Consider the following 17,129-nt stretch of genomic DNA (forward strand, 5'->3'; position numbering starts at 1 on the left):
CTTCGAGTTACGGCAGCCAGTCTGCGAGCTTCGCCTTGCGCACATCCCTGACCAGGCTGATGAACCCGTCGGCCTGATGCTCGGCGGTCAGCCGGCCCTTGTCGGGCGTGGCGATCGAGGCGTCGCCAACCACACCGTTCGGGTTGAGGTCGCTGGCGATCCAGGCGAAGGCGTGCGTGCCGGTGTGACGCAGCAGGGCGAATTCCTTCTCGGCGCGGCCGACATTGGAAACGAAGTTGTCGGCCTTGCCCATGTCGACGAGGTCGGGCCGGAAATGCAGCATCAGCGAGGTCTCGACGTCGCCGCCATGGATGCCCTGGCGGTCCTCAAGCTCGGTATACATGCCCGCCGGACGGCCGAAACGCTGCCAGCTCGTCTTCACCGCCAGCATTTTGGTCCGCACGCGCAGTTCGCGCGTGATGATGCCCATGATCTCCTCATTGCCGCCATGCGAGTTGACGACGATCAGCTTTCTCACCCCGGCCCTGGCGATGGACAGGCCGAGCTCGGTCCAGGCATCGACCAGCGTCGTCGCCGGCAGCGTGAGGGTGCCCGGCGCGTGCAGATGTTCATTGGATTTGCCCACCGCCTGGACGGGCAGGATACGGATGTCGAGATCGGCGGGCAGGCGGGCGATCACGGTGTCCAGCATGCCATTCATGATCGAGGTGTCGGTCGACACCGGCAGATGCGGTCCGTGCTGCTCGATCGCCGCCACCGGCAGCACGGCGATCGTGGCTTCCGGATCGATCGTGGCGTATTCGGTGGTCCGGTAGTCGCCCCACCACACGCGTCTGTTCGCAACGGTCATGTCGTGCCTCTTCAAATCATCGCGCCAGACCTAGCGCGGCTGGCATCGCCTGTCGATCATCCGGCGGCGATCACCTCGACCTCGACCTTGAATTCCGGCCGGGCGAAACCGGAGACGATCATCAATGTCGAGGCCGGCGCCGGGCTGGCGAACAGCCGATCGCGCACCTCCATATAGGGCCTGAGGAAGGCACGGTCGGTGACATAGGTGTTGATGCGCACGATGTCGGCAAGGCCAAGCCCTGCCTCGCCGAGAATCGCCGCTACGTTTGCGAAGCAGAGTTCCGCCTGCGCCCCGGCGTCATCCGGAATCTGGTCGTCGGCGGTCATGGCGACCTGGCCTGAACACAGCACCAGACGCTTGCCGGGAGGCACTTCGACACCGTGGCTGTAGCGGGCAAAGGGCGGCTTGATCGACTTCGGCGCGAGGAATCGGAACATGGCAATCTCCTGTCTCAGCCTAATGCATGTCGCCCAAAAGTGTGCAGCGGTTTTGGGATAACGACATGCATGAAACAACAACCTAAAGCGCGTCGCATTAGTGCCGTTCAGGCGCGACGGGCTTTAGGTAAGGCACGATCAAAGACGCCTTCAAGATGGCTGTGCCCATCGTCCTTGCGATTATGGACAGGCGTCCAAAAAATAGGCACGATGCCCTTCGTACAGCATGACCCGTTCGCTCCTCGCAGCGACTGTCGCGCAAGCAGGCGGCCCAGGCGGTGGCATGTGTCTTGCTTCTTGAACCAATGGTGTTGAGCCCGGCGCGCAGCGCGTCGGAGCAAATTGAGGGTGATGTTCATGGTCGGAAAACGGAAGATTTTGGCGGGCGCTGTCGTCCTGCTTGCGGCGGGCACGCTGGGCGCGGCCGCCAACGAGAAAGTCACCTTCGGCACCAATTGGCTGGCCGAGCCGGAGCATGGCGGCTACTACCAGGCGGTCGCCGACGGCACCTATGCCGCGTGCGGCCTCGACGTCACCATCATGCAGGGCGGCCCGCAGGTCAGCGGCCGGCCGATGCTGCTGGCCGGCAAGATCGATTTCTACATGGGCGGCAACCTTCTGTCGGCCTTCGACGCCGTGCAGCAGGGCATTCCGATGCGCGTTGTCGCCGCCGACTTCCAGAAGGACCCGCAGGTGATCATGTCCCAGCCGGGGCAGGGGCTGGACAAATGGGAGGACCTGAAGAACGCCGACCAGTACATCCTCGGCGACGAGGGTGCGCAGACCTTCTTCCAGTGGATGGTGACCGAGCTCGGCTTCGATGCCGCCAAGCGCGTGCCCTACACGTTCAACCCGGCGCCGTTCATCGCCAACAAGAAGTCGATCCAGCAGGGCTACGTCACCTCGGAACCGTTCGCGGTGCAGAAGGCGGGCGGCTTCGTGCCGAACCAGTTCCTGCTCGCCGACTATGGCTGGAATACCTACGCGACCACCGTCGAGGTCATGCAGGACACGATCGACAAGCGGCCCGAGGTGGTGCAGTGCTTCGTCGATGGCTCGGCCAAGGGCTGGTACAACTATCTCTACGGCGACAACAAGGCCGCCAACGACCTGATCAAGAAGGACAATCCGGATATGACGGATGAGCAGATCGCCTTCTCGATCGAGCAGCTGAAGAAGTTCGGCGTGGTCGATTCCGGCGATACCGAAAAGCTCGGCATCGGCGCCATGACGGAAGCGCGTATCCAGAGCTTCTACGACAAGATGGTCAAGGCCAAGGTGGCGCAGCCGGGCATCGACATCAAGAAGGCCTATACGCTGGCCTTCATCAACAAGGGCGTCGGGCTGGACCTGAAGAAGTAACCGTGAAGCTGGAAAAAGTGGCGCAGGCGCCGGCAACGGCATCGGGCGAAGGCCCGATGCTCTTGGCGCTGCGCAATGTCGGCAAGGCCTTTTCCAACGGTGTGACGGCGCTGAGCGACGTTGACCTGACAATCCGGGAAGGCGACTTCCTCAGCCTGCTCGGACCGTCGGGCTGCGGCAAGTCGACGGCTCTGCGGCTTATTGCCGGCCTGTCGACGCCGACCTCGGGGCTGCTCGACTGGCGCGGCAATATCGACCGGTCGAACATCGGATTTGTCTTCCAGGAGCCGACGCTGCTGCCCTGGGCGAGCGTCTTCGACAATGTCTGGCTGCCGCTCAGGCTGAAGGGCGTGTCGCGCGCCAAGGCGGCACCTGCGGTGATGGCAATGCTGGCGCGCGTGCATCTCAACGGCTTCGAAAATGCCGTGCCGCGCGAGCTCTCCGGCGGCATGAAGATGCGTGTCTCGATCGCGCGGGCCATGGTGACCAAACCGCGCATCCTTTTGATGGACGAACCGTTCGCGGCGCTCGACGAGATCACCCGCTTCAAGCTCAACAACGACCTTCTGGAACTGTGGCAGGACGAGCGTTTCACCGTCGTCTTCGTCACCCACAGCGTCTTCGAGAGCGTGTTTCTGTCCAGCCGCGTGGTGGTGATGGCGGCGCGGCCGGGCCGCGTTTACGGAGAGCTTGCAGTCGACGCGCCCTATCCGCGCGACGAGGCGTTCCGCACCTCGCCCGACTATGCCGCGCTCTGCCGCCAGGCGTCCGACGTGCTGGTCAGCGCCATCAACTCAACCGCTGGACCGCACCATGACGGCCATTGAAGACACAGCCCTAAAGCTCGATCCCGAAGAGGCGCGCCGCGTCCGCCAGGCGCGCCTGGAACGGATCGGCAGATGGGTGCTGCCGCTGGCGATCATGGTGCTGGCGATCTGGCTGTGGGACCGCATCTGCGTCTGGAACGAGATCCCGCAATACATCCTGCCGCGCCCGGGCGTGGTGCTGCAGACGCTGCGTGACGATGCCGGGCTGCTGTTCTCCTCGCTCCTGGTGACGCTGAGGATCACCTTCCTCAGCCTGCTTCTCGCCGTTATCGGCGGCGTCGGGCTGGCGGTGCTGTTCGCGCAGTCGAAATGGGTGGAGATGTCGTTCTTCCCGTTCGCCATCGTTTTGCAGGTGACGCCGATCGTCGCCATCTTCCCGCTGATCAACATCTACATCAACAACCAGACGACCAAACTGCTGCTGTGCGCCTGGATCGTCGCCTTCTTCCCGATCCTCTCCAATACCACGCTTGGGCTGAACTCCGTCGACCGCAACCTGCGCGACCTGTTCAAGCTCAACGGCGCGACCCGCTGGCAGCAATTGCGTTATCTGCGCCTGCCGGCGGCGATGCCCTATTTCCTCGGCGGTCTGAAGATCGCCGGTGGCCTGTCGCTGATCGGCGCGGTGGTTGCCGAATTTGTCGCCGGGGCGCAGGGGCAGTCGTCGGGGCTCGCCTCGCGCATCATCGAGGCCGGCTACCGGCTCAACGCGCCGCGCCTGTTCGCGGCGCTGTTCCTGATCTCGCTGACCGGCATCCTGATCTTCCTGGTGCTGTCGCTGGTGTCGCATCTGATCCTGCGCCGCTGGCACGAGAGCGCGCTGAAGCAGGAGCGATAGGGTGGGCGACGTGATTGTGATGTTGGCGCCAAGCACCCCCTCTGTCCTGCCGGACATCTCCCCCTCAAGGGGGAGATCAGCCTTCATTTCGGGTTTCGCCAATCACCGACATTGCAGGACGAGCGCTGTCGGCGAAGTTGCCAATCTCCCCCTTGAGGGGGAGATGCCCGGCAGGGCAGAGGGGGGTAAGCCTTGATACCGGCCTCTGGTTCTTACCATCTCGCCAATGTCCGCGTTCACCAATCACTGACGCCGGGCCTCGCCGCAATCTTCGACAGCGACGGCTTCGCGATCGCCGACATCGCTGTGACCGATGGCAGGATTTCCAGCATTGCGGCACGCGGCAAATCGAAAGCGCCGGCGGATGCCATAGACCTTGGCGGCCGCATTGTGCTGCCGTGCTTCGTCGACTGCCACACCCATATCGACAAGGGCCATATCTGGCCGCGCAAACCCAATCCCGACGGGACTTTCATGGGCGCTCTCAATGCCACGGGCACCGACCGCGCCGCGCGCTGGAGCGCCGAGGACGTCGCCCGGCGCATGGATTTCTCGCTGCGCAGCGCTTACGCGCATGGCACCAGGGCCCTACGCACGCATCTCGACAGCGTCGCGCCGCAGGAAGAGATTTCCTGGCCAGTGTTCGAGACGATGCGGGAGAAATGGCGCGGGCGTATCGAACTGCAGGCCGCCTGCCTGCTCGGCATCGAAGGCGTGCGCGACAAGGCCTGGTTCGAACGGCTGGCCAAGCGCGTCGCCGCAGCCAAGGGTGTGCTCGGCGTCGTCACCTATATGGTGCCCGATCTGGAAGAGCTCCTCGACCGGGTGTTCGGGCAGGCGATCAGGCACGGGCTCGACCTCGATTTCCATGCCGACGAAACCGACGACGTCGCCGCCATGTCGCTGAAGAAGATCGCCGAAGCTTCGCTGTGGAACGGTTTTGAGGGCAACATCCTCGTCGGCCATTGCTGCTCACTGGCGCGCCAGCCCGACCTCGCAGTGCTCGATACGCTGGACAAGGTGGCGAAGGCCGGACTGGCCGTGGTGTCGCTGCCTATGTGCAACCTCTATCTGCAGGATAGGCGCGGCGATAACACCACGCCACGCTGGCGCGGTGTGACACTGCTGCACGAGATGAGGGCGCGGGGCATCCCGGTAGCGGTCGCCTCCGATAACACGCGCGATCCCTTCTACGCCTATGGCGATCTCGATATGCTCGAAGTCTACCGCATGGCGACGCGCATCCTGCATTTCGACCATCCGGTTGGCGACTGGCCGCAAGCAGTGGCAGCGACGCCGGCGAAGGTGATGCGGCTCGACGGTTTCGGCACGCTCGCTGCCGGCGACAGCGCGGATTTCATCATCTTCAAGGGGCGGAGCTGGACCGAATTGCTGTCGCGGCCCGAATCGGATCGCATCGTGGTGCGCGACGGCAGGACGATCGAGCGCCGGCTGCCCGACTATGCCGAACTTGACGAACTGATGGTGTGACGATGGATATTGCGGCGCTGAAGCGCGACCTCGATGGATTGAAGATCGACGACCATCCGGCGATCGTCCAGCAGAAGAGCCGCGATTTCTACTGGTACAGCCCGGTGCTGAAGCAGCAGCTCGATCATGTCACCGGCGACCTGATCGTCACGCCGAAGACCGAGGATGAGGTGATCCGCCTGCTCGCAGCCTGCCATCGGCATGGCGTTCCGGTGACGCCGCGCGGCAGCGGCACCGGCAATTACGGGCAGGCGATGCCGCTGTCGGGCGGCGTGGTGCTCAACCTCGCCGAGATGAACGCCGTCCAGGCGATCGCGCCGGGCCGTGTCGTGACTGGACCGGGTGCGGTGCTGGCCGAGATCGACAAAGCAACGCGCGCCCATTCGGCCCAAGAGCTGCGCATGTCGCCGTCGACCTACAATACGGCGTCGATCGGCGGCTTTGTCGCCGGCGGTTCGGGCGGCGTCGGATCAATCCGCTGGGGCGGCTTGCGCGACCTCGGCAACGTCATCCGGCTCAGGACCGTGACGATGGAGGCCGAACCGCGCGTCATGGAACTGACCGGCGAGGAGGTGCTCAAGGTCATGCACGCCTACGGCACCAACGGCATCATCACCGAGGTCGAGATGCCGCTGACGGCCTCCTATGACTGGATCGACGTCATCGTCGGCTTTGACGATTTCATGGACGCGGCCGGCTTCGGCAACGACCTCGCCATCCAGGACGGCATATTGGCGAAGCTGATCACGCCGATCGCCGCGCCGATCCCCTACGACTATTTCAAGCGGCACCAGAAATTCTTCCGACGCGAGCAGAGCATCGTGGTGTGCATGATCGCGCCGCATGCGATCGATGCCTTTGTCGCCTTCGTGAAGAGCGGCAAGGGCGAGATCGTCTTCCGGGCCGACCAGGAGGCCGATCTCAAGGGGCTGCCGCCGGCCTACGAGCTGACATGGAACCACACGACGCTGCGCGCCATCCGGGTCGATCCGACGATCACCTATCTGCAGGCCCGCTATCCATCGCCGGATCATCTCGCCCACGTCAAGGCGATGGTCGACCGCTTCGGCGACGAGGTGCCGGCGCATCTCGAATTCATCCGCTTCGACGGCGCGATCGGCGCCGCCGGACTGCCACTGGTGCGCTACACCACGGAAGAGCGGCTGGACGAGATCATCCGCATCCATGAGGACAATGGCTGCTGGATCTTCAATCCGCACCGCTACACGCTGGAGGAGGGCGGCATGAAGCGGACTGACGATGTCCAACTCGCCTTCAAGCGCGAGACCGACCCGCAAGGCCTGCTCAACCCCGGCAAGATGATCGCCTGGGAAAATCCGGACTATGATTACCGCTCGAGCAAGTCGTTCCTGTTCAAGGGGCTGCAAAAGGCGGGGTGAGACGATGACGGGCGTTTGGCGCTGCACCCCCTCTGGCTTGCCGGCCATCTCCCCCTCAAGGGGGAGATTATTCGCTCCGCCGCTTTCGCCAATCTCCAACGTTGCAAGGACAGGCGTGGCGGAAAAGCTGCCAATCTCCCCCTTGAGGGGGAGATGGCCGGCAGGGCAGAGGGGGGTGCCTGGCGCTGACCTAGGGAAATTCCTCCCGTGAACATCCTCGTCCTCTACGCTCATCCGGTGGAGACCAGCTTCAATGCCGGCCTGCACCGGACGATCGTCGAGCGGCTGGGCGCGGCAGGACACACGATCGACGATTGCGACCTTTATGCCGAGGATTTCGACCCCAGGCTCACACGGGCCGAGCGGCTCGGCTACCACGACCAGCGCGGACCGGGCGATGCCGTGGCCGGCTATGTCGAAAGGCTGCAAAAAGCGGAAGCACTGGTGCTCTCCTTTCCGGTCTGGAACTACGGTTATCCGGCGATCCTGAAAGGCTTTTTCGACCGTGTCTTCCTGCCTGGCGTCTCGTTCAAGCTGGTCGACGGCAAGGTGCGGCCAACGCTGCACAACATCCGCAAGCTGGCGGCCGTCACCACCTATGGCGGCAGCCGTTTTCGAGCCATGCTGATGGGCGATCCACCGCGCAAGGTGGTCAAGCGCATGCTGCGGGCCACCATCAAGCCCGGCGCTCCCGTCTCCTACCTCGCGCATTACTCGATGAACCTCTCGACCGACGCGTCGCGGGCTGCCTTCACGGCGAAAGTCGCGGCGAGCATGGATCAATTCTGATGCGCGTGCTGGTGGTCTATTGCCATCCGGTGCCGGAGAGCTTTTGCGCTTCGATCCGCGACAGCGCCGTCGAGGTGCTCACGCGACGCGGTTGGGAGGTGCGGCTGCTCGATCTCTATGCCGAGAACTTCAATCCGGTGATGAGTTGCGAGGAGCGGCGTTTCTACAACGAGCGCGCGCCGCAGGACCCGGCGCTGAAGCCGCATTTCGATCATCTCATGTGGGCGGAGGCGATCCTCTTCGTCTATCCGACCTGGTGGTATGGGTTGCCGGCGATGTTGAAGGGCTGGCTCGACCGTGTGTGGGCGACGGATGTTGCGTTCCAGCTGCCCAATGGCAAGGGGCGGATCAAGTCGCTGATGCGACACGTCACGAAGGTCGGCGTGATCACCACCTGCGGCGCGCCGACCTGGTGGAGCGTCGTCGTCGGCCAGCCGGGCCGCAAGACCATCCTGCGCGGCATGCGCGCGCTCTGCGCCACGCGCTGCAGGACATTCTTCCTGGCGCACTATCTGATGGATTCCTCGACGCCGAGGAGCCGGGCGGCGTTCCTGGCAAAGGTGAGGGCGAAGCTGGAAAGGTTTTGACGATTAGCGTCCTTCTCCCCGTAGAACGGGGAGAAGGGAAAGGCGTGCTACATCCTGACCCGTTCCGCCTTCGGATCATACATCGGCTTCAGCGACGCCTCCGCCACAAAACGCTCGCCGGCGATCTCGACCTCGTAGGATGAGGCAAGCACATCCGCCTCGCTCTCGCCCTGGCACGGCACATAGCCAAGCCCGATCGCGCCGCCGAGATGGTGGCCGTAATTGCCGGAGGTGATCGGACCGACGATCTTGCCGTCGCGCAAGATCGCCTCGTTGTGGAAGAGCAGGGGTCGCGGGTCCTTGAGACGGAACTGCACCAGTCGACGGTCGAGGCCAGCCTCCTTCTTCCTGAGCACCGCATCGCGGCCGATGAAGTCGGCTTTGCTCGTCTTCACCGCGAAGCCGAGGCCAGCCTCCAGCACGTTGTCCTCGTCGGTGATGTCGTGGCCGAAATGGCGGAAGGCTTTTTCGATGCGGCAGGAATCCAGGGTGTGCAGACCGCAAAGCTTCAGGCCGACCTCCGCGCCGGCGTCAGAGATTGCCTCGAACACGTGCGCCGCCTGCTCGGTCGAGACATAGAGCTCCCAGCCGAGCTCGCCGACATAGGTGACGCGGTGGGCGCGGGCGAGCCCCATGCCGATCTCGATCTCGTGGAAGGTGCCGAAGGGGTTCCCCTCATTGGAAAAATCGTTGGGGCTCAACTTCTGGATCAGCTTTCGCGACTCTGGACCCATCAGGCAGAGCACGGCCTCGGCCGCGGTCACATCGGTGATGACGACGAACTCGTCGGCGACATGCCGCCTCAGCCAGGCAAGGTCACGCTGCAGAGTGGCGCCGGGCACGACGAGGAAATAGGCCGTTTCCGAAAGCCGCGTCACCGTCAGGTCGCTCTCGATGCCGCCCTTGGCGTTGAGCATCTGCGTGTAGACGATCTTGCCCGGAGCGACGTCCATGTCGTTGGCGCAGAGCCTTTGCAGCAAGGCGCAGGCGTCGCGGCCTTCGACACGGATCTTGCCGAAGGAGGTCATGTCGAAAAGCCCGACGCCGTCGCGGACCGCGAGATGTTCCTCGCGCTGGTTGTCGAACCAGTTCTGCCGTTTCCACGAATAGCGGTACTCGCGCTCCTGGCCGTCGCGGGCGAACCAGTTGGCGCGCTCCCAGCCCGCCACTTCTCCGAACACAGCGCCGCGCGCCTTCAGATGCTCGTGCAAGGGCGAGCGGCGCACGCCCCGTGACGTCGCCATCTGGCGATAGGGGAAATGGTCGGCATAGAGCAGGCCGAGCGTTTCGGAGACGCGCTCCTTGAGATAGCGGCGGTTCTTCTGGAAGGGCTGGGCGCGCCGGATATCGACCTCCCAGAGATCGAAGGGAGCTTCGCCGTCATTGATCCATTGCGCCAGCGCCATGCCGGCGCCGCCGGAAGACACGATGCCGATCGAATTGTAGCCGGTCGCCATCCAGTAGCCGGAAAGCTCCGGCGCCTCGCCGAGATAGTAGCGGTCGTCCGGCGTGAAACTTTCCGGGCCGTTGAAGAAGGTATGGATGCCGGCGGTGCCGAGCATCGGCATGCGGTTGACGCCCATTTCGAGGATGGGCTCGAAATGGTCCATGTCCTCGGGCAGCTGGTCGAAGCAGAAATCCTCGCGAATGCCGTCCATGCCCCACGGCTTTGCAACGGGCTCGAAAGCGCCGAGCATCATCTTGCCTGCGTCCTCCTTGTAGTAGGCGCACTCGTCCGGCACGCGCAGCACCGGCAGGCGGGTCAGCCCTGGGATCGGCTCAGTGACGAGATAGAAATGCTCGCAGGCGTGCAGCGGGATGGTGACGCCGTTCTGTCGGCCGAGCTCGCGTGCCCACATGCCTGCGCAGTTGATGACGATGTCGGTCTCGATCGTGCCTTGCTCCTCGCCCTGTGCCCAGGACACGCCGGAGACGCGGCCGTCCTTGGTGTGGACCTTGGTGACCTTGACGTTCTCGACGATGGCAGCGCCGCGCTGGCGCGCGCCCTTGGCTAGCGCCATGGCGATGTTGGCCGGATCGCATTGGCCGTCGAGCGGCAGGTGCACGGCGCCGACCACGTCGGACACATTGAGATGCGGGTACGTCTCCTTGACTTCGCGGGGCGAAATCTCGCGCACGTCGACATTGAACGCCCGGGCGAGAGACGCCTGCCGGTAGATTTCGTGCTTGCGCTCCTCGGTCAGTGCGACGGTGATCGAGCCGACCTGGCGCATGCCGGTGCCGACATCGGTCTCGGCCTCGAGCTTGACGTAGAGGTCGGCCGAATATTTCGCCAACCGCGTCATGTTCTGCGAGGCGCGCAACTGGCCGATCAGACCCGCTGCATGCCAGGTCGTGCCGCAGGTGAGCTGCTTGCGTTCGAGCAGCACGATGTCGGTCCACCCCAGCTTGGCCAGGTGATAGGCGACCGAGCAGCCGGAGACGCCGCCGCCGATGATGACGGCCCTTGCCTTGTTGGGAATGGCTTTGCCGGGAATGCTTTTGCTCATGCGGCCTCGCGGCGGTAGGCGGAAGCGAAGCGGCGCAGGCGAAGCGCTGCCTCCTTGAGGATGGGCTCGGGCTGGCACAGGCTGACGCGGATGTGGCCGGCGGCGGCCTCGCCGAAGCTCGAACCCGGCATGACGCCGACCCGTTCCTTGTCGAGCAGCGCCCAGGCGAACTTCTCGTCGTCAGGCTCGATCGCCGAAATGTCGAGCATGACATACATGCCGCCCTCGGAGCCGCGCACGGTGACGTCGTTCATGCCGCGGATCGCTTCGAGGAACAGCGTGCGCCGCGCGGCGTAACGCTCGGCAATCGCCTTGACGCCGTAGCCGTTTTCGAGCGCTTCGGCGCAGGCGATCGAGATGAAGGCCGGCAGGCCGTAGGTCGTCACCAGGTTGAGGTTGATGAGCAGCGCGATCATTTCCCTGGGGCCGGTCAGCCAGCCCATGCGCCAGCCGGTCATGCCGTGGCTCTTCGACATGGAATTGATGACCAACGTGCGCTCCGCCATGCCGGGCAGGGAACGCGGCGAGATGTGCTCGCCGCCACCCAGCGTCCAGTAGACTTCGTCCGACAGCAGCCAGAGATCATGCTCCCGGCAGACTTTGGCCAGGTCCTCCAGCCGCTCGCGCGAATAGACCGCGCCGGTCGGGTTGTTCGGCGTGTTGATCAGAATAGCGCGCGTGTTGGGCCGCAGTGCGGCGCGGATCATCTCGGCGCGTGGCTGGAAGCCGTCCTCGGCCGGCGTCTCGACAACGGTGAAGTCGGCGCCGGCGGCGCTGAAGGTATTGGGATAGGTGGCGTAATAGGGCGCGACGACGATGGCGTGATCGCCGGGGTCGAGCACGGCCTGCACGGCGGCATAGAGCGCCGCCTGTCCGCCCGGCGTGGCGATGACCTGGTCGGGCTCCGTCACGACGCCGGCGCAGGCGGTCGAGGCCGCCGCCATCGCCTTGCGCAGGCGCGGCTGGCCGGGAAGGGGCGTGTAGTGGTGGTTGCTGGCCCGAACCGCAGTCACGCAGGCCTCAATGGTTTCCGAAGGCGTGTCGAAGTCGTGGTCGCCGACCGAAAGCATGATGATGTCCTCGCCGGCCTGCTTGCGGGTCCAGGCCGAGAAATGCACCTCCCATCCGTCCTTGCCCGAGGGCACGATGCCGGCAATGCGCGATGAGGGTCTGGGCATTACGGAACTCCCGAGATTTTGTGACCGGCCTGCTCGAGCCGGCCGCGTAGGGCAGCGATATGGGCGGGGCCGACCTCGCAGCAGCCGCCGACGATATGGGCGCCGGCCTCGACCCAGCCGATGGCCTGCCCGGCATAGGCTTCCGGGTCGAGATCATGGCGCGCATGCAGCACGTCGACCGTGCCGCCATGCTTCAGCGCCTCGACCGCGGTGAAGCCGTTGGCATAGGCGCCGACCGGCCCCCCAAGCGCGATCAATTCGGGCAATGCGGCGCTGACGGCTTCCGGCCGGCAGCAATTGACCAGCCTGGCGGCGACCGGCAGGTCACCGAGCGCGGCCGACGCGGCGGCGATCGCCTCCCCGCTGCGCAGGCGCGGCGCGCCATGGTCGGCGAGCGTCCAGGATACCCAGACGGGTTTGCCGCTTTCGCTCGCCGCGGTGACGGCGGCGCGCGCCTCGTCGGCCGAGGCCATGGTCTCGCACAGGAAGAGATCGACGCCATCGGCCTGCGCGGCGACGATGCGGCGGTAGGTATCGAGTGTCTCCTGGAAGGAGATGGTCAGCGCCGGCGCGTAGCTGCCGAAAAGAGGCGACAGGCAGCCGGCGACGGCTGCGTCGCCGGCTTGTTCGCAAGCTTGCTTGGCAAGCTCGACGCCGCGGGCCTGAAGCTGCTTGAACAGGTCTTCAGCGCCTTCGCGCGCCAGGCGCTCCGGGGTCGCGGAATAGGTGTTGATGGTGATGACGCGGGCGCCCGCCTGGATGAACTCCGCATGCAGGTCGCGCACCAAATCCGGTTCGTCGATCAGCACCCTGGCCGACCACAGTGGCGTCGGCTCGGATTTGCTGCGCCGGACCAGTTCCTGGCCCATGCCGCCATCAGTGAGAATTACGGACTTCATGCCCTTAGTCTTTCATTGTTCGGATCCCAGAGCGGCTCGTCCTTCTGCACCACCGCCTTGAAACGGTCGCCGAAGATCTCGATCTCCAACGGGGTGCCGGGCTCGGCGAGGTCGGCGCGCAGCATGCCGAGTGCGATCGATTTGTCGATGCGATGACCCCAGCCGCCCGACGTCGTCTCGCCGACGATCCTGCCGTCATGCCAGAGCGTCGACATATAGGGCGCGTCGCAATCGCCGGGGTCCTCAACGACCAAAGTGACAAAGCGCTTCTTCACGCCCTGCTGCTTTTCGTTGAGCAGTGCCCCCTTGCCGCGGAACTCGGGCTTGTCCCATTTTACGAAGCGCTCCAGTCCGCCCTGCAGGATCGAATAGTCGGTCGAAAGATCGCCCTTCCAGGCGCGGTAGCCTTTTTCGAGCCGGAGCGAATCCAGCGCATACATGCCGAACGGCTTCAGCCCGTGGTTTTGTCCGGCGGACCAGACGGCATCGAAGACCGTTGCCGTGTCGGCGACCCTGGTGTGGATCTCCCAGCCGAGCTCGCCGGCGAAGGAGACGCGCACCAGCTTCGCCCAGCGTCCGGCGATCGTCGTTTCCTGATGCGTCAGCCAGGGAAGCGTGAGGTCGGCGGCGCAGACCCCGCCCAGAATCTTGCGCGAGTTCGGGCCGGCGAGGATCTGGGTGGAATACTCCTCGGTGCGGTCGGTCAAGGTGAAGGTCGCATTCTTGGGCATGCGCGATTTCAGCCATTCGAAATCGTGCCATTGCGCGACCGCGGCGGTGATCAGCGTCATCTGGTCCTCGCCATGGCGCACGACCGACATTTCGGTGACAATTCGGCCCTTGTCGTCGGAGAAATAGACGAGGCCGATGCGGCCGGGCTTCGGCACCAGGCCGGTGACCTGCAGCGCCAGCCAGTCGGCGGCGCCCGGACCTTCGAGGTTGAAGCGCGAGAAGCCGGGCAGGTCGAGGATGCCGGCGGCATCGCGCACTGCCAGGCATTCCTCGCGCACGCGGTGCTGCCACGGCCCGTCGCGGCGGAAGGTCAGCGTCGATTCCTCCGACGTGTCGTCGCCGGGCTGAGCGTACCAGGTGGCGCGTTCCCAGCCATTGTAGGCGTCGAACTGGCCGCCGAGCGCCTTGATGCGATCGTGCAGCGGCGACAGCTTGCGGTTGCGGCCCTCCGGCCAGGCGTGGCGCGGGAACTGGATGGCGTATTCGTTGCCGTAGATCTCCATGCCCTTGGCGACGCAATAGTCGGGTGCCGAGGCAAAGCTGGTGAAGCGGCGCGGATCGCAGGACCACATGTCCCATTCAGTCTGGCCTTCGGTGACCCACTCTGCCAGCACCTTGCCGGCGCCGCCGCCTTGCGCGATGCCGAAGGTGAAGACACAGGCCTCGAAGGCATTGGGCACGCCGGGCATCGGGCCGATCAGCGGATTGCCGTCCGGCGCGTAGGGGATAGGCCCATTGATCACCTTGGAGAGGCCGGCGGTGCCGAGGATCGGCACGCGCGCGACGGCGTCGGCAAGGTAGTGCTCCAGCCGGTCGAGATCGTCGGGGAAGAGCTGGAAGGAAAAATCCTCCGGCATCGGGTCGTTGTGGGTCGCCCAATGCGCGCGGCAATTGCGCTCATAGGGGCCGAGGTTCATGCCGGTCTTTTCCTGGCGCAGATAGTAGGAGGTGTCGACGTCGCGCAGCAGCGGCAGCTTTTTGCCCTGTTCCTTCGTCCAGGCGGCAAGCTCGGGGATCTCCTCGAACAATATGTATTGATGGCTCATCACCATCATCGGCACTGCGCGGCCGAACATTTTTCCTAGCTCGGCGGCGCGGTAGCCGGCGGCATTGACCACGATCTCACAGCGGATTTCGCCCTGCGGTGTGGCGACCACCCATTCGCCGTTCTCGCGGCGAGCGCCGGTGACCGGGCAGAAGCGGATTATCCTGGCGCCCATGTCGCGCGCGCCCTTGGCCAGCGCCTGCGTCAGCTGCGCCGGATCGATGTCGCCGTCGCTCGGGTCGTAGAGCGCGCCTTTCAGCTCATGCGTCTCGATGAAGGGATAGCGGCGCTTGATCTCGTCCAGCCCGACGACGTCGATGTCCATGCCCTGGTAGCGGCCCATGCCCTTGGCGCGCCGGAATTCCTGCATGCGCTCCTTCGAATGGGCGAGCCTGAGCGAGCCGGTGACGTGGTAGTTCATCGGATAGTCGACGGCATCGGCGAGCCCGCGATAGAGCTCGGTCGAATAGCGCTGCATGTTCATCAGCGACCATGAGGACGAGAAGGTCGGCACGTTGCCGGCGGCATGCCAGGTCGAGCCCGAGGTCAACTCGTTCTTTTCGAGCAGCACGCAATCGGTCCACCCCGCCTTGCAAAGGTGGTAGAGCGAGGAGGCGCCGACGACACCGCCTCCGATGATCACCACGCGTGCCGTGCTCGGCAAACCCGCCATGTTCTTCCCCTCCAATCAATAGACAGGTGGCGAAACCACCCAGATGACCACCGCCGGCTCGGCGCCGGGATTGCGCCAGCGAAACGGCTTGCCATCGAAACGAAAGCTGTCGCCTTCGCCGAGCCGGTGCCAGACGCCGGCAATCTCGATCTCGAAAACACCCGACGTAACATAGCCGGCTTCTTCGGTCGGACGGCGCGCTTCGGTCTTCAGCTCCGCACCCGGCGCAAATTCCGAGCGCAGCATCTCGAAGCTACCGCCGAGGTCGGGCGACAGAAGCTCCTCCACAAGTCCGGATTCGCTTGTGCCAAGCGAGCGGCGGCTGCCGGCACGCACGACCACGCCGCGCTCCGCCTCGACCGGCACGTCATGGCTGAAGAACAGGCTGATCGGCACGCCGAACAGGTCGGCGAAAGCCCTGAGGTCGCCGAGCGAAGGGACCGACAGGCCGCGCTCTACCTGACTGACCCAGCCGACGGAGCGGCCGAGCCTCAGGCCGATCTCGGCCAGCGTCAGCCCGCGCGCCTTGCGCAGCGCACGGATGTCGCCGGCCAGCAACCGCTCGCCATTGTCCTGTTCCGGCCTGGGAGCGGTCGAGACCATCGGCCTTCCGATGAAAAATTGGAGACAAATTTCATGAGAGGGCAACTCCATGAAAAATCAAGAGGATTTTCATGATGCCACAAGATTTGCTTGCGCGTTTTTTGCGGTTCATGCAAAGGCTCGGCGACGAACGGCGAATGGGGACGTCCGGTCGGGGGCCAGGTTTCAAGGAGTCTGTGCGTGGTCCTTCGCGGGAGCCGGTTTGGTTCCCGGTCACGCGCAAAGGGACGACCCATGCTGGAAAACAACAGCCGGATAGCCAAGGATGCGGCGATCGTCGACGAGGCGATCACGTCGCGCCGCTCGGTGCGCGCCTTCCTGCCCGATATGGTCGACGACGAGACGGTCCGCGACATCCTTTCCGTCGCCGCGCGCGCGCCATCCGGCACCAACATGCAGCCTTGGCGGGTGTATGTCACCAAGGGCGATGTCAAGCAGCGCATTTCTGAGGCCATCCTCAATTCAGGCATCCGCGCCGAGAAGGCCGAGTGGGACGAGTATCGCTACTATCCCGACCAGTTCTTCGAACCCTATCTCACTCGTCGCCGCGCGAACGGCTTCGGCCTATATGGCGCGCTCGGCATCGGCCGGCGCGAGGTCGACAGGATGCGGGCGCAGCACGATCGCAACTTCGTCTTCTTCGATGCGCCCGTCGGCATAATCTTCACCGTCGACCGGCGGCTGAACAAAGGATCGTGGATCGACTACGGCATGTTCTTGCAGAACATCATGGTGGCAGCGAGGGGAAGGGGCCTGCATACCTGCCCACAGGCGGCCTTCGCGCCTTATCACCGGCAGATCCGCCCGGTTCTCAACATCCCCGACGAGGAGATCGTCGTCTGCGGCATGGCGCTGGGCTACGAGGACAAATCCAAGCCCGAGAACGAATTTCGTACCGACCGCGCGCCGCTGGAAGACTGGGTAACGTTCAGCGAGTAACGGCC

Annotated in this window: 15 protein-coding genes; 8 read left to right on the forward strand and 7 right to left on the reverse strand. The window is 64.6% G+C overall.

Annotated features, from left to right (window positions below):
- Positions 1 to 7: 7 nt before the first annotated feature.
- Both EJ073_RS01170 and EJ073_RS01175 read right to left on the reverse strand, forming a co-directional pair.
- Entirely contained in the window at positions 8 to 811 is an 804-nt protein-coding gene (locus tag EJ073_RS01170; RefSeq protein ID WP_126054058.1) for a creatininase family protein, read from the reverse strand.
- Between the two features lie 56 nt (positions 812 to 867).
- On the reverse strand, positions 868 to 1,251 hold the full coding sequence (locus EJ073_RS01175) for a RidA family protein (RefSeq protein WP_126054059.1): 384 nt from the start codon (positions 1,249 to 1,251) through the stop codon (positions 868 to 870).
- Positions 1,252 to 1,608: 357 nt separating this feature from the next.
- On the opposite strand from EJ073_RS01175, the gene EJ073_RS01180 reads away from it, so the two are divergent.
- From EJ073_RS01180 to EJ073_RS01215, 7 genes are all read left to right on the forward strand, one after another.
- Positions 1,609 to 2,613 (forward strand): ABC transporter substrate-binding protein, encoded by a 1,005-nt coding sequence (locus EJ073_RS01180; protein WP_126054060.1) that lies wholly within the window; start codon positions 1,609 to 1,611, stop codon positions 2,611 to 2,613.
- Between the two features lie 2 nt (positions 2,614 to 2,615).
- Positions 2,616 to 3,440, forward strand: coding sequence for an ABC transporter ATP-binding protein (locus EJ073_RS01185; RefSeq protein WP_126054061.1), 825 nt, complete (start codon positions 2,616 to 2,618; stop codon positions 3,438 to 3,440).
- Positions 3,427 to 4,278 carry an ABC transporter permease gene (locus EJ073_RS01190; protein ID WP_126054062.1) on the forward strand — a complete coding sequence of 284 codons (852 nt, stop codon included), beginning with the start codon at positions 3,427 to 3,429 and terminating at the stop codon, positions 4,276 to 4,278. The genes EJ073_RS01185 and EJ073_RS01190 overlap by 14 nt, the downstream gene beginning before the upstream one ends.
- Positions 4,279 to 4,470: 192 nt before the next feature.
- Positions 4,471 to 5,769, forward strand: a complete 1,299-nt coding sequence (locus EJ073_RS01200) for a cytosine deaminase (protein ID WP_126054063.1) — start codon at positions 4,471 to 4,473, stop codon at positions 5,767 to 5,769.
- Positions 5,770 to 5,771: 2 nt separating this feature from the next.
- The gene (locus EJ073_RS01205; protein WP_126059047.1) at positions 5,772 to 7,169 is read left to right on the forward strand and encodes an FAD-binding oxidoreductase; all 1,398 of its coding nucleotides are present in this window, start codon (positions 5,772 to 5,774) and stop codon (positions 7,167 to 7,169) included.
- Positions 7,170 to 7,376: 207 nt separating this feature from the next.
- Positions 7,377 to 7,958 (forward strand): NAD(P)H-dependent oxidoreductase, encoded by a 582-nt coding sequence (locus EJ073_RS01210; RefSeq protein ID WP_126054064.1) that lies wholly within the window; start codon positions 7,377 to 7,379, stop codon positions 7,956 to 7,958.
- Entirely contained in the window at positions 7,958 to 8,545 is a 588-nt protein-coding gene (locus EJ073_RS01215; RefSeq protein WP_126054065.1) for an NAD(P)H-dependent oxidoreductase, read from the forward strand. Before EJ073_RS01210 ends, EJ073_RS01215 begins: the two co-directional genes overlap by 1 nt.
- A 47-nt stretch (positions 8,546 to 8,592) precedes the next feature.
- Here EJ073_RS01215 and EJ073_RS01220 read toward each other — a convergent pair whose 3' ends face one another.
- The 5 genes from EJ073_RS01220 to EJ073_RS01240 are packed head-to-tail and all read right to left on the reverse strand — an operon-like array spanning position 8,593 to position 16,185.
- Positions 8,593 to 11,055, reverse strand: coding sequence for an FAD-dependent oxidoreductase (locus EJ073_RS01220; RefSeq protein WP_189347610.1), 2,463 nt, complete (start codon positions 11,053 to 11,055; stop codon positions 8,593 to 8,595).
- The gene (locus EJ073_RS01225; protein ID WP_126054066.1) at positions 11,052 to 12,233 is read right to left on the reverse strand and encodes a pyridoxal phosphate-dependent aminotransferase; all 1,182 of its coding nucleotides are present in this window, start codon (positions 12,231 to 12,233) and stop codon (positions 11,052 to 11,054) included. The genes EJ073_RS01220 and EJ073_RS01225 overlap by 4 nt, the downstream gene beginning before the upstream one ends.
- A complete protein-coding gene (locus EJ073_RS01230; RefSeq protein ID WP_126054067.1) occupies positions 12,233 to 13,132 on the reverse strand; it encodes a homocysteine S-methyltransferase family protein in 900 nt (299 codons plus the stop codon). Before EJ073_RS01230 ends, EJ073_RS01225 begins: the two co-directional genes overlap by 1 nt.
- Entirely contained in the window at positions 13,129 to 15,582 is a 2,454-nt protein-coding gene (locus EJ073_RS01235; protein ID WP_126054068.1) for an FAD-dependent oxidoreductase, read from the reverse strand. The genes EJ073_RS01230 and EJ073_RS01235 overlap by 4 nt, the downstream gene beginning before the upstream one ends.
- A gap of 15 nt (positions 15,583 to 15,597) precedes the next feature.
- The gene (locus EJ073_RS01240) at positions 15,598 to 16,185 is read right to left on the reverse strand and encodes an XRE family transcriptional regulator (protein WP_126054069.1); all 588 of its coding nucleotides are present in this window, start codon (positions 16,183 to 16,185) and stop codon (positions 15,598 to 15,600) included.
- Between the two features lie 234 nt (positions 16,186 to 16,419).
- Between EJ073_RS01240 and EJ073_RS01245 the strand changes: the two genes are divergently transcribed.
- Positions 16,420 to 17,124, forward strand: coding sequence for a nitroreductase (locus EJ073_RS01245; protein WP_126054070.1), 705 nt, complete (start codon positions 16,420 to 16,422; stop codon positions 17,122 to 17,124).
- Positions 17,125 to 17,129: the final 5 nt, after the last annotated feature.

Source organism: Mesorhizobium sp. M4B.F.Ca.ET.058.02.1.1 (assembly GCF_003952505.1).
Classification (GTDB): Bacteria; Pseudomonadota; Alphaproteobacteria; order Rhizobiales; family Rhizobiaceae; genus Mesorhizobium.

Coding starts and splice junctions, on each gene's coding strand:
- EJ073_RS01230 (WP_126054067.1), bottom strand. CDS start 13,132: ATGAAGTCCGTAATTCTCACTGATGGCGGCATGGGCCAGGAACTGGTC.
- EJ073_RS01245 (WP_126054070.1), top strand. CDS start 16,420: ATGCTGGAAAACAACAGCCGGATAGCCAAGGATGCGGCGATCGTCGAC.
- EJ073_RS01205 (WP_126059047.1), top strand. CDS start 5,772: ATGGATATTGCGGCGCTGAAGCGCGACCTCGATGGATTGAAGATCGAC.
- EJ073_RS01170 (WP_126054058.1), bottom strand. CDS start 811: ATGACCGTTGCGAACAGACGCGTGTGGTGGGGCGACTACCGGACCACC.
- EJ073_RS01235 (WP_126054068.1), bottom strand. CDS start 15,582: ATGGCGGGTTTGCCGAGCACGGCACGCGTGGTGATCATCGGAGGCGGT.
- EJ073_RS01190 (WP_126054062.1), top strand. CDS start 3,427: ATGACGGCCATTGAAGACACAGCCCTAAAGCTCGATCCCGAAGAGGCG.
- EJ073_RS01225 (WP_126054066.1), bottom strand. CDS start 12,233: ATGCCCAGACCCTCATCGCGCATTGCCGGCATCGTGCCCTCGGGCAAG.
- EJ073_RS01215 (WP_126054065.1), top strand. CDS start 7,958: ATGCGCGTGCTGGTGGTCTATTGCCATCCGGTGCCGGAGAGCTTTTGC.
- EJ073_RS01240 (WP_126054069.1), bottom strand. CDS start 16,185: ATGGTCTCGACCGCTCCCAGGCCGGAACAGGACAATGGCGAGCGGTTG.
- EJ073_RS01180 (WP_126054060.1), top strand. CDS start 1,609: ATGGTCGGAAAACGGAAGATTTTGGCGGGCGCTGTCGTCCTGCTTGCG.
- EJ073_RS01220 (WP_189347610.1), bottom strand. CDS start 11,055: ATGAGCAAAAGCATTCCCGGCAAAGCCATTCCCAACAAGGCAAGGGCC.
- EJ073_RS01175 (WP_126054059.1), bottom strand. CDS start 1,251: ATGTTCCGATTCCTCGCGCCGAAGTCGATCAAGCCGCCCTTTGCCCGC.